At 44.0% G+C, this 13,727-nt stretch carries 14 protein-coding genes; 3 read left to right on the forward strand and 11 right to left on the reverse strand.

The annotated features are described in order from the left end of the window. From ACOZ9X_RS17450 to ACOZ9X_RS17460, 3 genes are read right to left on the reverse strand one after another with little or no spacing between them, the layout of a single operon-like run. Positions 1-1,419, reverse strand: a complete 1,419-nt coding sequence (locus ACOZ9X_RS17450) for an NADH-quinone oxidoreductase subunit C (protein ID WP_423419313.1) — start codon at positions 1,417-1,419, stop codon at positions 1-3. Beyond that, positions 1,416-1,931, reverse strand: a complete 516-nt coding sequence (locus tag ACOZ9X_RS17455) for a NuoB/complex I 20 kDa subunit family protein (protein WP_137791106.1) — start codon at positions 1,929-1,931, stop codon at positions 1,416-1,418. Before ACOZ9X_RS17455 ends, ACOZ9X_RS17450 begins: the two co-directional genes overlap by 4 nt. Beyond that, positions 1,922-2,296, reverse strand: coding sequence for an NADH-quinone oxidoreductase subunit A (locus ACOZ9X_RS17460; protein WP_066398906.1), 375 nt, complete (start codon positions 2,294-2,296; stop codon positions 1,922-1,924). The genes ACOZ9X_RS17455 and ACOZ9X_RS17460 overlap by 10 nt, the downstream gene beginning before the upstream one ends. A 219-nt stretch (positions 2,297-2,515) precedes the next feature. Between ACOZ9X_RS17460 and ACOZ9X_RS17465 the strand changes: the two genes are divergently transcribed. Beyond that, positions 2,516-2,713: a hypothetical protein gene (locus tag ACOZ9X_RS17465; RefSeq protein WP_066398908.1), complete on the forward strand. Its 198-nt coding sequence runs from the start codon at positions 2,516-2,518 to the stop codon at positions 2,711-2,713. 32 nt (positions 2,714-2,745) lie between these two features. After that, positions 2,746-3,135, forward strand: coding sequence for a DUF1722 domain-containing protein (locus ACOZ9X_RS17470; protein WP_423419314.1), 390 nt, complete (start codon positions 2,746-2,748; stop codon positions 3,133-3,135). Positions 3,136-3,458: 323 nt separating this feature from the next. On the opposite strand, the gene ACOZ9X_RS17475 is transcribed toward ACOZ9X_RS17470, so the two are convergent. From ACOZ9X_RS17475 to ACOZ9X_RS17490, 4 genes are all read right to left on the reverse strand, one after another. Further along, entirely contained in the window at positions 3,459-5,117 is a 1,659-nt protein-coding gene (locus tag ACOZ9X_RS17475) for a glycerol-3-phosphate dehydrogenase/oxidase (protein ID WP_423419315.1), read from the reverse strand. A 238-nt stretch (positions 5,118-5,355) separates the two neighbouring features. Further along, entirely contained in the window at positions 5,356-6,858 is a 1,503-nt protein-coding gene (gene glpK / locus ACOZ9X_RS17480; RefSeq protein ID WP_423419316.1) for a glycerol kinase GlpK, read from the reverse strand. A 34-nt stretch (positions 6,859-6,892) separates the two neighbouring features. Continuing rightward, positions 6,893-7,720: an MIP/aquaporin family protein gene (locus ACOZ9X_RS17485; RefSeq protein WP_423419317.1), complete on the reverse strand. Its 828-nt coding sequence runs from the start codon at positions 7,718-7,720 to the stop codon at positions 6,893-6,895. A gap of 204 nt (positions 7,721-7,924) precedes the next feature. Beyond that, the gene (locus ACOZ9X_RS17490) at positions 7,925-8,470 is read right to left on the reverse strand and encodes a glycerol-3-phosphate responsive antiterminator (RefSeq protein WP_144696936.1); all 546 of its coding nucleotides are present in this window, start codon (positions 8,468-8,470) and stop codon (positions 7,925-7,927) included. A gap of 192 nt (positions 8,471-8,662) precedes the next feature. Between ACOZ9X_RS17490 and ACOZ9X_RS17495 the strand changes: the two genes are divergently transcribed. Next, positions 8,663-8,842 carry a hypothetical protein gene (locus ACOZ9X_RS17495; protein WP_423419318.1) on the forward strand — a complete coding sequence of 60 codons (180 nt, stop codon included), beginning with the start codon at positions 8,663-8,665 and terminating at the stop codon, positions 8,840-8,842. 409 nt (positions 8,843-9,251) lie between these two features. Here the strand turns inward: ACOZ9X_RS17495 and ACOZ9X_RS17500 are convergent, their stop codons facing one another. The 4 genes from ACOZ9X_RS17500 to atpA all read right to left on the reverse strand — a co-directional run bounded on the left by ACOZ9X_RS17500 (position 9,252) and on the right by atpA (position 13,718). Beyond that, positions 9,252-9,659 carry a F0F1 ATP synthase subunit epsilon gene (locus ACOZ9X_RS17500; RefSeq protein WP_066398933.1) on the reverse strand — a complete coding sequence of 136 codons (408 nt, stop codon included), beginning with the start codon at positions 9,657-9,659 and terminating at the stop codon, positions 9,252-9,254. Between the two features lie 22 nt (positions 9,660-9,681). Continuing rightward, a complete protein-coding gene (gene atpD / locus ACOZ9X_RS17505) occupies positions 9,682-11,070 on the reverse strand; it encodes a F0F1 ATP synthase subunit beta (RefSeq protein WP_423419319.1) in 1,389 nt (462 codons plus the stop codon). Between the two features lie 54 nt (positions 11,071-11,124). Further along, entirely contained in the window at positions 11,125-11,976 is an 852-nt protein-coding gene (gene atpG / locus ACOZ9X_RS17510) for an ATP synthase F1 subunit gamma (protein ID WP_066398937.1), read from the reverse strand. A gap of 242 nt (positions 11,977-12,218) precedes the next feature. Continuing rightward, positions 12,219-13,718, reverse strand: coding sequence for a F0F1 ATP synthase subunit alpha (gene atpA / locus ACOZ9X_RS17515; RefSeq protein WP_066398939.1), 1,500 nt, complete (start codon positions 13,716-13,718; stop codon positions 12,219-12,221). Between the last annotated feature and the right edge of the window lie 9 nt (positions 13,719-13,727).

Below are 13,727 nucleotides of genomic sequence, written 5' to 3' on the forward strand. Positions count from 1 at the left end.
CTACACCTCCACGTCATGTGGTTCGTAATCTTTTCTGAGCGGATGCCCTACCCAATCGTCTGGCAGCATAATGCGCGTTAAGTTCGGATGACCTTCGAAATGGATGCCTAAAAGATCATACGTTTCACGCTCTGGCCAGTTTGCTCCCTCCCATAACGGGGTAATGGAATGGGTAGTAGCGTTCATTCTGTCTATCTTTACTTTTAATGCAACGGACTGGCGATGATTATACGAATACAGGTGGTTATAGACTTCAAAATGCGTTTCGAAATCGGTGCCGTGCATTTCAGATAAATAATCAAAACGAAGTTGATCGTTATACTTTAAAAACTCCGCGATTTTATAATAGGAATCAGGTTTCGCAACTAAGGTAGGGACGTCTTTTGACAGTCTGTTAATATAGGAATCTTCGAGTACATCTTCTCCTAGATGTTCTTTGATGACTTTTGTGTAGGTATCGAGGATAGGTTGGTTTGGTGATGGTTTTTCTTCTGCAACAGGTTCTGTTGCTGCACCTTTGGCGTTGGCGGCTGCTCGTGCTTTGGCGGCTGCAGCTGCTTTCGCCTTTGCAGCGGCGATCGCTTTCGCTTTTTCGTCGTCACCTGCTGGCTCAGTTGTTGCATCTGTCCCTGCTCCACGGGAAGCTTTCGCTTTTGCCGCGGCGGCTGCTTTTGCCTTAGCTGCTGCCATGGCCTTTGCTTTTGCAGCTGCTTTCGCTTTTTCATCGTCTGAAGCAGGTTCGGTGGATGTGTCGCCTCCACCCTCTCTTGCTAGTTTTGCTTTAGCGGCAGCTGCTGCCTTTGCTTTTGCGGCTGCAGCTGCTTTTGCTTTTGCCGCGGCTAGTGCTTTTTGTTTCGCAAGGTCATCTGCTGGTTCATCTATCTGTGGAGCTTCCGCTGTTTTTGCTTTTTCAGCCTGACGCTGCTTTGCAAGCTCAAGCGCTTTAGCTTTCGCTTCGGCGGCGGCTTTCTTTTTTAGCTCTTCTTTTGTTAATTCTGGTTCAGATGCGGTCGGTTCCGACTCTTCTGCTTTCGCTTTTTCAGCCTGACGCTGCTTCGCAAGTTCGAGTGCTTTTGCTTTCGCTTCTGCAGCTGCTTTCTTTTTCAGCTCTTCTTTTGTTAGCTCAGGTTCGGCTGCAGTCGGTTCCGACACATCTGCAACTTTCGCTTTTTCGGCTTGACGCTGTTTTGCAAGCTCAAGCGCTTTTGCTTTCGCTTCTGCAGCAGCTTTCTTTTTCAGCTCTTCTTTTGTTAGTTCTGGTTCAGCTGATGGCGACTCGGCTGTTTCCGCTACTTTCGCCTTTTCAGCCTGACGCTGTTTCGCCAGTTCCAGTGCTTTTGCTTTCGCTTCTGCAGCGGCTTTCTTCTTTTGTTCTTCTATCGATAATCCTTCATTGGAATCATTTTGCTTATCTGTCATTCGCTCATCACCTTCTTGCCTGTCTTCGCTTCATAACGGATTTTTTCTTGAAGCTTGTTGATGCCATAAATGAGTGCAGCAGGGTTAGGTGGACATCCTGGTATGTATACATCCACGGGTACGATTTGATCGACGCCTTTTACGACGGCATACGATTTGATATATGGTCCTCCGGCTGTGGCACATGATCCCATCGCGATGACCCATTTCGGTTCTGGCATCTGTTCGTATAATCGTTTTAATACGGGCGCCATTTTTTTCGTTACGGTTCCTGAAACGATCATCACGTCAGATTGACGAGGTGATGTACGGAATATACTTCCGAAACGGTCGAGGTCGTAATGAGACGAACCTGTGCCCATCATTTCAATCGCGCAGCAGGCGAGTCCAAAAGTTAACGGCCAAAGTGAATTACTTCTGGCCCAGGCTTTTACTTGTTCAAGTGTTACCATGAATACGTTGCGGTCTAGTTCGGCGCGTTCCTCAGCCGTAAGCTCCCACTTTATGTCCATTTCAGCACCTTCTTTTTCCAAGCGTATACAAGACCTAACGTTAAAAGAACAACAAAAATCCCCATCTCGATCAGAGCAAACACACCTAACTCTTCATAGGCCACGGCCCAGGGGTATAAAAATACGGTTTCAACATCAAAGATAACGAACATGAGCGCAAACAGATAATAGCGGACATTGTATTGAACCCAACTTTGATGAAAAGGTTCGATTCCGCTTTCGTAGGTGGTGTATTTTTCTGCTGATGGTTTATAAGGGCGCAATAAACGGCCTGCAGTCAGTGCGACCACCGGCAGAAGGACCCCTAAAAATAAAAATACAGCCACAATGAGGTAATTGTTTTGATACAGATGATAAAAATCCATTCTGACTACCTCCTAATCTTCAGAATTTTATAAATTCTGTAACCGCTTTAATTATAGCAAATTCCATATTTTGTGTCGATGTGCTTCTTCACATATGGTACTTCTACTATATTAAGGTCTACCCCTTATTTTTCTATAGAAATGTTCATAATCCTGTAAATTTTTTGGATGTGACGTTACACTGTTAGCAGTATGATAGGTATAAAGGGGAGATTCGTAATGGATATATGGTGGATTGCTTACTTCTTGATCGTCGTAATCTCGATCGCTGGATTAGTCGGTACGATCATGATCTCTAAAACACAGGACGAAAAATACGGAAGTTCAACTCGTCAGAACCTCGTGCGCCTTACACTCATCTATGCAGTGGTGATCCTCGTTTCGATCATCGCACTTGCTCTCTACATTTATCTTTAATAGAATGTCGTTATTAAAGGATGTGATCTGCTTTGAAAAAAGAGACCGAACAGCTGTGGGCTAGTGAAAAATACACGGTGATGGCTAAGGGGTACAACTTTTATAAAGAAGTTCAAGGTTTGATGAGAGACGCTCAGTCTGGCTCTGACTATGAAAAAGTTAAGTTGTTGATTGCTGAGTTGAAGGAAAAACCTTTTGAGCGTCGTGCTTTAAGCAATACGCTAGAACATGTTTGGGGTTATTTTAAAAAGTCAGCTGAAGAAGTAGATAAGCAGCACTTTTTTTCGCTGCTTGACACATTGAGAGAGTCAGATAAAGAGTATTATGATGAAATGCCGTATGAGATTGATCTGTTTTTGCAATATTTGCTTCAAAAATACCCTTCAGAATACTTATCACGTTCAACATTTATCAAAAATTGAGGATGCTCCCTTCGTGTTGTGGGATCATCCTTTTGTTTTGGCTCCAATAGGTGCAGTTTCGGTGGACGAAACTGATTTGTGTATATACCCCAATAGGTATTATTACATTCAATTCAAGAAATGTGGCTAATAATACAGCGAGAATTCGAATTATTACCGCGAGATTTCCCTATAATCCGGCGAATTTTTAAGATATATCGGCGAGTCTACATATTTCGACATCTAATATTACTCATATACCCCCCACCCGCTCCATGACACACCAAAAAGACACTCCGCTTTAACTAAAGCGGAATGCCTCTCTGCCGTATATATAAACTATGTTAGATCGCCTCAACAGACAATCGTAATTGCTCTTCGAAATCTTCTGCATGCTCGCGTTTTTGTTCTGCGTTCCAGCCCAATTTGTCTGCCATGCAGTTGATTACACTTTCTTTCCACTCATATACCGTATCGATGTCAAAGTATAGAGCAGACGTACGGCGGATCAAGAAGTCAGATGGTGTAGACGTCATCTCATACTCTAATGCGTAGAGTAGTGATGCGTACAAACTTTCTGGCAAGTTGTAGCTCTTCGCCTCTTCACCGCGTTCTTTCATATAACCGTACACGATGTCGATGTTCGTACCATAGCGTTGAACGAGTTCGCGAGCTTTCGCTTCATTCAGACCTAATGCCAAGCCTTCTTGTACTTTCGTACGAAGGAAGTCTGCGAAGTTTTGGCTTCCACCCATCTTACCGCCTGATAATTCCATGTGTTGCGTACGGCATCCAGGGAATTTCGCTCCTTCTTCTTCACCAAGCTGATCACGAACGATATCAACGACTTTTTCAGCCATTTTACGGTATCCTGTCAGCTTACCACCAGCGATTGTTAATAATCCGGATGGAGAGTGGAACACTTCATCTTTACGAGAAATTTCTGAAGGTCCTTTTTTCGGTTCATGAATCAATGGACGTAGTCCTGACCATGACGATTCAACATCGTCGCGCGTGATCTTCACGTCTGGGAACATGAAGTGGATCGTGTTCAGTACATATTGAAGATCCTCTTCTGTCATGCCAGGGTTTGCAAGATCTCCCTTATAATCGGTATCTGTAGTACCTACATATGTTTTACCTGCACGAGGGATCGCGAACACCATACGGCCATCTTCTGTGTCATAGTAGACCGCTTGCTTCAATGGGAACTTAGATCCGTCAATTACAAGGTGGATCCCTTTAGTATGGTGAATCTCTTTTCCTGTTTTTGAACGGTCTTCTTCGCGAAGTTCATCTACCCATGGACCTGTTGCGTTTACGATCTTCTTCGCATAGATCTCATGAATTTCACCAGTCAGCTGGTCTTCTACTTTTACACCGACCGCTCTTTTTCCGTTATAGATAAAGCTTGTTACTTTCGCGTAGTTAACAGCTGATGCTCCACGTGCTACCGCTTCTTTCATAATCTCAAGCGTCAGACGCGCGTCATCTGTTTTGTATTCCACATAATATCCGCCGCCAAGCAAGTTATCCTTTTTCAATAGTGGTTCTCGGCGTAATGTTTCTTCAGCTGAAAACATTTTTCTGCGTTCTTTACGCTTAACCCCTGCTAAGAAATCGTACACTTTTAGACCGATGGAAGTAGAGAACTTCCCGAACGTACCGCCTTTATAAAACGGAAGCAGCATCCACTCTGGTGTTGTTACGTGTGGAGCGTTCTCGTATACGATTGCACGTTCTTTACCGACCTCAGCAACAAGCTTCACTTCGAATTGTTTTAAATAACGAAGTCCACCGTGAACAAGTTTTGTAGAACGGCTGGATGTTCCAGCAGCAAAGTCCTGCATCTCTACAAGACCTACCTTCATACCGCGAGTCTGAGCATCTAAAAGAATACCTGCTCCAGTTACGCCTCCTCCGATTACAAGGAGATCTAGCTTATCTTGTTTCATACCTGTGATAATTTCTTCTCTTTTATATGTTGAAAATGATGCTGTCATTTTCTCTTCACTCCTTCTGTACAGAACCGTTGGACATATATGATACGGGTAGTTTTCCCGGAATCAGCGAACCCAACACACATTTTTCAACATTTCCGTGTATTGGCACGTGTGCACGCAAAAAAGACCACAAGAACCCCGCAACGTGTGTACGAGGTTTTGTGGTCTCTCCTGATCTCCAACCGGTTCAATATCAACTTGTGATTAGTATAACGCAGTTTTCAATATTTTGAAAGGGTTATGCTTTAGGTTTATATGCAATCGTTGCTTCAACAGCTTTTTTCCAGCCATCATAAAGCTCTTTACGCTCTTCTTCTTTCATGTTTACGTCGAAGTCTTTGTCCACTTTCCATTTATCTGCGATTTCTTGACGATCACCCCAGAAACCTACAGCAAGACCTGCGAGATATGCAGCACCAAGCGCAGTCGTTTCGTTAATCTCTGGACGCTCAACCGGAACGTTTAAAATATCACTTTGGAACTGCATCAAGAAATTGTTCTTAACTGCTCCGCCATCTACACGAAGTTTCTTCAACTCGATACCTGAGTCTGCTTCCATCGCCGTTAACACATCCGCCGTTTGATAAGCGAGTGACTCAAGTGTCGCACGAACGAAGTGTTCTTTTTCTGTACCACGTGTCAGTCCAAAGATCGCACCACGTGCTTCTGAATCCCAGTAAGGTGTTCCGAGTCCAACGAATGCTGGCACCACATACACACCATCTGTTGATGCAACGCGCTCTGCATAATCCTCACTGTCAGCCGCATCTTTTAACATGCGAAGGCCGTCGCGCAGCCATTGAATGGCAGATCCCGCAACAAAGATACTTCCTTCAAGTGCGTACTCGACTTTCCCGTCCACACCCCAAGCGATCGTAGTTAATAGACCGTGTTCTGACTTAACGGCTTTTTCTCCTGTGTTCATTAGCATGAAGCAGCCTGTACCATACGTGTTCTTCGCCATTCCTTTTTCAAAACAAGCTTGCCCGAAAAGTGCCGCCTGCTGATCACCCGCGATACCTGCGATCGGAATATTTTTACCAAAGAAGTGATAGTCGATCGTCTCACCGTATACTTCTGATGACGATTTAACTTCTGGCAACATAGATTTCGGAACGTCCAAAATCTCTAGAAGCTCGTCATCCCATTTTAAATCGTAAATGTTGTACATGAGTGTACGTGAAGCGTTTGAATAGTCCGTTACATGCGCTCTTCCACCAGTTAGCTTCCAAACTAGCCACGTGTCGATCGTACCGAATAAAAGATCACCTTTTTCCGCTTTTTCACGAGCACCTTCAACGTTATCCAGAATCCATTTTACTTTTGTTCCTGAGAAGTATGCGTCGATCAACAATCCAGTTTTGTCACGGAACTTATCGTTTAAGCCTTGTTCTTTTAATTCATCACAGATCTCCGCCGTTTGACGAGACTGCCATACGATTGCATTGTGAACAGGTTTTCCTGTGTTCTTATCCCAAACGACCGTTGTTTCACGCTGATTCGTAATCCCAATTGACGCGATTTCGCCTGGGTCTGTATCTGTTTTTGATAATACTTCAGCCACTACAGCTAAGATCGTTCCCCAGATTTCTTGCGCATCATGTTCTACCCAGCCTGGCTTCGGGAAGTGTTGCTTAAATTCCTTTTGTGAGATCTCAACGACTTCTCCTGCTTTGTTAAAAAGGATCGCTCTTGAGCTTGTCGTCCCTTGATCGAGTGCAATGATATATTTCTTTTCCATACGTAAACCCTCCCAAAATGGTTTGTTCTTTGTTTTAGTTTTCTATTTGATCTCCGTGAGGCAATGCTTGTGTGCCTTTACTTCCTAAGAAGAATGTTATAGCGAAAATCGCTAGTGAAACCACTGTCCAGATCCAGAATAACATTGTAACTTTTCCTGTGAAAACAGCTTGATAGAACAATGCTCCAAAAACTCCGCCAAGCACTGGCCCTACAACTGGAATCCATGAATATGTCCAGTTGGATCCGCCTTTGCCTGGAATCGGTAAGATGAAATGTGCGATTCTTGGACCGAGGTCACGAGCAGGGTTGATTGCATATCCAGTTGGTCCACCAAGTGATAATCCGATGGCTACGATTAAAAATCCGACGATCAGTGGATTTAACCCGTCTGAAAATTTATTCGCTCCGATTGACAATAATCCTACTAGTAAAACCGCAGTTCCAATGAATTCTGATAAAAGATTCGAAAACGTATGTGGAATTGCAGGGTCCGTTGAGAAAACTCCTAATTTTACCGCTGGGTCATCCGTTGCTTTCCAGTGTGGCAGGAAGTGAAAGTAGACGACCATTCCTCCTAAGATACCGCCGATGATCTGTGCAAGAATATAAGCTGGTACATCAGCCCAAGCAAATTCACCAATTGAAGCAAGGCCGAGTGTAACGGCTGGGTTAAGGTGTGCACCACTGAAGCTTCCGACTGCATATACCGCCATCGCAACGGCTAGCCCCCATGCAAGTGCGACTACAATCCATCCGCCACCTTGAGCTTTTGATTTATTCAAGGAAACGTTTGCAACTACGCCCCCGCCAAATATGATTAGAATCATTGTTCCTATAAGTTCTGCCATAAATGTAGACATGTATTTTCCTCCTTTTATGCAATCGCTATCAATTACAAGTGCAAGTGTGTGTGCGGATTCCATCAAAAAAAGACCCAGCAAAAGATACCTATAGTTTTGCTATAAGTTACCCTCTGTGGATCTCCATGTTCTCCGTCACGTTTATGAACTTGTCTCTATTATAACAAGGATGAAAACGTTGTCAAACGTTATTTTACAAGAACATTAGATCCACAATTCAGGGTTTGAAGTCGTCACAGCCTCTGCACCTGCTTCAAGTGCTTCCATCACATTTACTTTTGTACGAATCAATCCTCCAGCAATTACTGGAATACCCGCTTGCTCACTCACTTCTCTTATTATTTCCGGCATGATGCCTGGCAAAACCTCTAAATAGTCTGGCTGAGCACGTTCGATGACTTTATAACTCGTTTCAAGTGCTAAAGAGTCTAATAAGAACAAACGCTGAACAGCGATCATGTTCTTCTTTTTTGCACGAATGATGCAGTTAGAACGTGTTGAAATGATTCCAGCCGGCTTCATTTCTTGTGCTAAAAAGTCGACTGCATATTCGTTCGCCTTCAAACCGTTGATCAGATCCAGATGAACCAAAACTTTCTTTTTTCGTTCGTTCGCCATAGCGATCATGAATTTCAACTGACTTATATGCGTATCCAAACATACAATATATGTGTATTTGCTGTTTAGCAGCTTCTCAAAATCCTTCATCTTTCTCGCTGCAGGCAAAACTTTTTGTCCATGGAAGCTCATCTTGCACACCCCTTATTTTCTTATCATTCACCAGTTCTCACATTTTATTGCAAACCCCCGGTAAACCGCCTTTTTTACATATTAAGTGATAATAACACATACAACTACTGACGGACGAGCATTTAATAATATATAGCTTGTATCTAAGCTATATTTCTTAGGACACTTCCTTTGCTTGAGGAGGTGAAAAGCATGATTAAAAAGAGAAAGAAACCTGTGATCTCTCCTGTTGGCGAATTTCAAAACCCTTTTGGTGATGAAATTGTTCAAATGGAAGAGGCAGCAGAAACGAACGCGATGACTGATGAAAATGGCGACCAAGTATGGTTACGTAGGGTCTCATGTGCTCGGCCGATTTTTGGAAGAAACTAAATAAAAACGAATCCTATAAGTGTTCAACCTTCTCAAGCTGAACGTGATGTATTCGAAGAAAGCCCCTTTGACTTTGTTTTTGGACGAGTCGGAGGGGTTTTTGATTGTACATATTATAAAATTAGTGTGTGTGGCGTTTTTTCGGGTAGTATTAACACTTCAAGGTGGCTCGCGAATATACCTTTAGGGGTATTGAAGCAATTAATTCAGGAAATTCGTTAAATATTCCGGCGAATATCAGTATTAATCCCGCGAGTTTTTACGATATTCCGGCGAGTTTTCCTCATATATCGGCGAGTCTTCAAATTTCGACACTAGTCATCCTCCATATACCCTCTCATACCCCCTACAAACACAAAAAAAGCCCTACAACTCTCTAATAAAGAGAGCTGAAGAGCTTTGCTTACATTTAACGCTTTGTTGCTATGTCGATACGGTTCATTGCGCGTTTAAGCGCAAACTCCGCACGAGCTGCATCTAGGTTGTCTTGTTTGTTGCTTGCAAGACGCTGTTCGGCACGCTCTTTTGCTGCACGTGCACGATCTACTTCGATGTCGCCAGCGATCTCAGCAGCTTCTGCTAAAATCGTGACTTTTTCAGGTCGCACTTCAATAAATCCACCGCTAACGGCCACATATTGTGTTTTCCCATCAACGTCGTGAACACGCACGGCGCTGATCGTTAAAGGAGCTACAAGAGGGATATGGCCTGGAAGAATTCCAAGCTCCCCACTTTTTGCTTTCGCGCTGACCATTTTCGCATTTCCTTCAAACACAGGACCATCAGGGGTTACTACGCTGACTTGAATGGTTTTCATCCAATCTTACCCCTTTCAGGCATTAGGCCAAAGTTTTTGCTTTTTCAATAGCATCCTCAATAGAGCCTACGAGATGGAACGCTGATTCCGGAAGATCATCGTATTTTCCTTCAAGGATTTCTTTGAATCCACGAACTGTTTCTTTAACAGGAACGTATGAACCTTTTTGTCCTGTAAATTGTTCTGCAACGTGGAAGTTTTGAGATAAGAAGAACTGGATACGACGCGCACGGTGTACAACTAGCTTATCGTCTTCAGAAAGCTCGTCCATACCAAGGATTGCGATGATATCTTGAAGCTCTTTATAACGCTGTAAAGTCGCCTGTACTTTACGAGCTACTTCGTAATGCTCTTCTCCAACGATCTCAGGAGAAAGTGCACGTGAAGTTGAAGCTAGTGGATCTACCGCTGGATAGATACCCATAGCTGTAAGTTTACGCTCAAGGTTCGTTGTTGCATCTAAGTGGGCGAACGCTGTAGCTGGAGCCGGATCCGTATAGTCATCGGCAGGTACATAGATCGCTTGGATAGATGTTACAGAACCTTTTTTCGTAGATGTGATACGCTCTTGTAATTGACCCATCTCAGTTGCAAGAGTTGGCTGGTAACCTACCGCTGATGGCATACGGCCAAGAAGGGCAGATACTTCAGAACCTGCTTGCGTGAAACGGAAGATGTTATCTACGAAGAAAAGAACGTCTTGTCCTTGTTCGTCACGGAAGAATTCAGCCATTGTCAAACCAGAAAGAGCGATACGTGCACGTGCTCCAGGCGGCTCGTTCATTTGTCCGAATACCATTGCCGTTTTCTTGATAACACCAGAGTGGGTCATCTCGTGGAAAAGGTCATTTCCTTCACGAGTACGCTCACCAACACCTGCGAATACGGAGATACCACCGTGTTCTTGTGCGATGTTGTTGATAAGCTCCTGGATAAGAACCGTTTTACCTACACCCGCACCACCGAAAAGACCGATTTTTCCACCTTTTACGTATGGAGCGATAAGGTCAACTACTTTGATCCCTGTTTCAAGGATCTCCGTTTTAGTTGTTAATTCTTCAAAAGAAGGTGCTGAACGGTGGATCGGGTCACGGCGAACATCTGCCGGTACTGCCTCACCAAGGTCAATGTGATCACCTGTTACGTTAAATACACGTCCAAGTGTTGCTTCACCTACTGGTACAGAGATCGGCTTACCTGAGTCAGCGATTTCCATTCCACGAACAAGACCATCCGTTGAATCCATTGCGATTGTACGAACCATGTTATCACCAAGGTGAAGTGCTACTTCTAGTGTTAAGTCAACACCCTCAGCGCTAACAGTTAAAGCGTTAAGCAATTCTGGAAGCTGGCCTTCGAACTTAACGTCAACGACCGGTCCAAGAATTTGAGTAATATAGCCTTTATTCATCGGTTTCCCTCCTATCTTACTTTGCAAAATAGCTGCTAGAATCACTTGAAAAGTCTACTCTAGAGCTGCTACACCGCCGACGATTTCCGTAATTTCCTGAGTGATAGCTGCTTGACGCTCACGGTTGTACGAGAGGTTCAATTGGCCGATCAGTTCATTAGCGTTATCCGTTGCATTTCTCATCGCAGTCATACGAGAAGCATGCTCGGCTGCTTTCGCATCAAGTAAAGCACCATAAATCAAGCTCTCCGCATATTGAGGAAGAAGCACTTCAAGGATCTCGTCCTCTGATGGTTCATACTCATAGGAAGATTTTGATTTTGTTGCAGCGATATCTGTTAACGGAAGAAGCTTCTTCTCCGTCAGATCGCTCTGAATGGCACTTACAAAATGGTTGTAATACATGTAAAGCTCATCAAATGTTCCGTCCGCATAAAGACCGACTGCCTTTGATGCGATCGCCTTGATCTCAGCAAAGGATGGCTGGTCTGCCACACCTGTGATGCTGTCCAAGATAGACATCTTACGGCTTTTGAAGAAGTTCACCCCAACTTTACCGATCACGATCAATGCATACTCATCTGCTGATTTGTGACGCTCTTGAATCGTACGGTAAACGTGGCGTAAAATATTCGAGTTATAAGCCCCTGCTAATCCACGGTCAGCTGTAACGACGAAGTAACCCGTCTTTTTCACTGGTCGTGTTAAAAGCATAGAGTGTTTCGCGTTGCTTCCAGATGCGATGCTTCCTACCACTTCTTGAATCTTGTCCACGTAAGGGCCGAAAGATTTCGCATTTTGCTCAGCGCGGTTTAGCTTTGCAGCTGAAACCATCTCCATCGCTTTTGTGATCTGCATCGTCTTCTTAGTAGAATCTATTCTAGCTTTTATATCTTTCAATGCCATTCATTTTCACCACCTTTATAGCGGAGGTTTAAAATTCCGGTTAACATTCCTGTCGGATTTCTTCGTTGACTTGTTTCTCCGGTTCTCATTTAGCTAACTAAACTCCGATCCTCGAAACTGCGTCGCCTCGAACTCCTCCGCCCTGTTAATCCTCATTTTAAACAAACCTTTTTAGTAAGCTGGTTGCAGGGTGCGAAACGTTTCCGCACCACTGCTTTTGGGTCTCTTATCTATAAAACTTCTTACGCGAATGTCTTTTTGAATGCTTTGATCGCTTCGTCTAGGCTGTCACCTTCAGGAAGTTTACCAGTCGTTTTGATTGCATCAAGAACGTCTTTAGAGTTAGCTTCCATGTGAGCGTAAAGCGCTTCTTCAAAGCGGTTTACATCTTCAACAGCTACATCATCGATGTAACCACGAGTCAATGCATAAAGGATTGCAACTTGGTGCTCAACTTTTAGTGGCTTGTGAAGTCCTTGCTTAAGTACTTCAACTGTACGTGCACCACGGTTAAGTTTTGCTTGAGTCGCTTTATCAAGGTCAGATCCGAACTGAGCGAATGCTTCTAGTTCGCGGTATGAAGCAAGATCTAGACGAAGTGTACCAGATACTTTGCTCATCGCTTTGATCTGAGCTGCTCCCCCTACACGAGAAACGGAGATACCTGCGTTGATCGCCGGACGAACTCCGGAGAAGAACAAGTCAGATTGTAAGAAGATCTGTCCGTCTGTGATAGAGATAACGTTTGTTGGAATATAAGCAGATACGTCAGATGCTTGCGTTTCAATGAACGGAAGCGCTGTGATCGATCCGCCACCTAGTTCGTCATTCAACTTCGCTGCACGCTCTAACAAGCGAGAGTGAAGATAGAATACGTCCCCTGGGTAAGCTTCGCGGCCTGGAGGACGACGAAGTAGCAAGGAAAGCTCACGGTATGCAGCAGCTTGCTTAGAAAGGTCATCATAGATGATCAATACGTGCTTGCCAGCCCACATGAATTCTTCAGCCATAGATACCCCAGCATAAGGAGCTAGGAACAACATTGGTGCGGGTTGAGAAGCTGATGCTGATACAACGATTGTGTAATCAAGCGCTCCGTGTGCACGAAGTGTTTCTACAACGCCTGCAACTGTTGATTCTTTTTGACCGATCGCTACATAGATACAGATCATATCTTGATCTTTTTGGTTAAGGATCGTATCGATCGCTACAGCAGTTTTACCTGTTTGACGGTCACCGATGATAAGCTCACGTTGTCCGCGTCCGATTGGCACAAGTGCGTCAATCGCTTTAATACCTGTTTGAAGCGGCTCATGTACGGATTTACGAGCCATTACGCCTGGAGCTTTTTGCTCGATAGGACGTGTTTTTGTAGTAGCAATCGGACCTTTGCCATCGATAGGCTGTCCAAGAGGATTAACTACACGGCCAAGAAGCTCTTCACCTACAGGAACTTCCATGATACGTCCTGTACGTTTTACTTCGTCACCTTCACGAATTTCTTGGTATGGCCCAAGAATGATGATACCTACGTTGTTTTCTTCAAGGTTTTGGGCCATACCCATTACACCGTTAGAAAATTCAACTAGCTCACCAGCCATAACGTTATCTAATCCATGGGCACGGGCAATACCGTCACCGACCTGGATAACTGTACCCACATCATTAACTTCGATCTCAGATTGATAGTTTTCAATCTGTTTTTTAATTAAAGCACTGATTTCTTCAGCTTTAATGCTCATGAATTTCAC

Source organism: Fictibacillus nanhaiensis (genome assembly GCF_049537595.1).
Classification (GTDB): domain Bacteria; phylum Bacillota; class Bacilli; order Bacillales; family Fictibacillaceae; genus Fictibacillus; species Fictibacillus nanhaiensis_F.

What these genes read in the sequence shown, in the direction of transcription:
- ACOZ9X_RS17450 (WP_423419313.1), bottom strand. Translation starts at nt 1,419, where the DNA reads ATGACAGATAAGCAAAATGATTCCAATGAAGGATTATCGATAGAAGAA.
- ACOZ9X_RS17455 (WP_137791106.1), bottom strand. Translation starts at nt 1,931, where the DNA reads ATGGACATAAAGTGGGAGCTTACGGCTGAGGAACGCGCCGAACTAGAC.
- ACOZ9X_RS17460 (WP_066398906.1), bottom strand. Translation starts at nt 2,296, where the DNA reads ATGGATTTTTATCATCTGTATCAAAACAATTACCTCATTGTGGCTGTA.
- ACOZ9X_RS17465 (WP_066398908.1), top strand. Translation starts at nt 2,516, where the DNA reads ATGGATATATGGTGGATTGCTTACTTCTTGATCGTCGTAATCTCGATC.
- ACOZ9X_RS17475 (WP_423419315.1), bottom strand. Translation starts at nt 5,117, where the DNA reads ATGACAGCATCATTTTCAACATATAAAAGAGAAGAAATTATCACAGGT.
- glpK (WP_423419316.1), bottom strand. Translation starts at nt 6,858, where the DNA reads ATGGAAAAGAAATATATCATTGCACTCGATCAAGGGACGACAAGCTCA.
- ACOZ9X_RS17485 (WP_423419317.1), bottom strand. Translation starts at nt 7,720, where the DNA reads ATGTCTACATTTATGGCAGAACTTATAGGAACAATGATTCTAATCATA.
- ACOZ9X_RS17490 (WP_144696936.1), bottom strand. Translation starts at nt 8,470, where the DNA reads ATGAGCTTCCATGGACAAAAAGTTTTGCCTGCAGCGAGAAAGATGAAG.
- ACOZ9X_RS17495 (WP_423419318.1), top strand. Translation starts at nt 8,663, where the DNA reads ATGATTAAAAAGAGAAAGAAACCTGTGATCTCTCCTGTTGGCGAATTT.
- ACOZ9X_RS17500 (WP_066398933.1), bottom strand. Translation starts at nt 9,659, where the DNA reads ATGAAAACCATTCAAGTCAGCGTAGTAACCCCTGATGGTCCTGTGTTT.
- atpD (WP_423419319.1), bottom strand. Translation starts at nt 11,070, where the DNA reads ATGAATAAAGGCTATATTACTCAAATTCTTGGACCGGTCGTTGACGTT.
- atpG (WP_066398937.1), bottom strand. Translation starts at nt 11,976, where the DNA reads ATGGCATTGAAAGATATAAAAGCTAGAATAGATTCTACTAAGAAGACG.
- atpA (WP_066398939.1), bottom strand. Translation starts at nt 13,718, where the DNA reads ATGAGCATTAAAGCTGAAGAAATCAGTGCTTTAATTAAAAAACAGATT.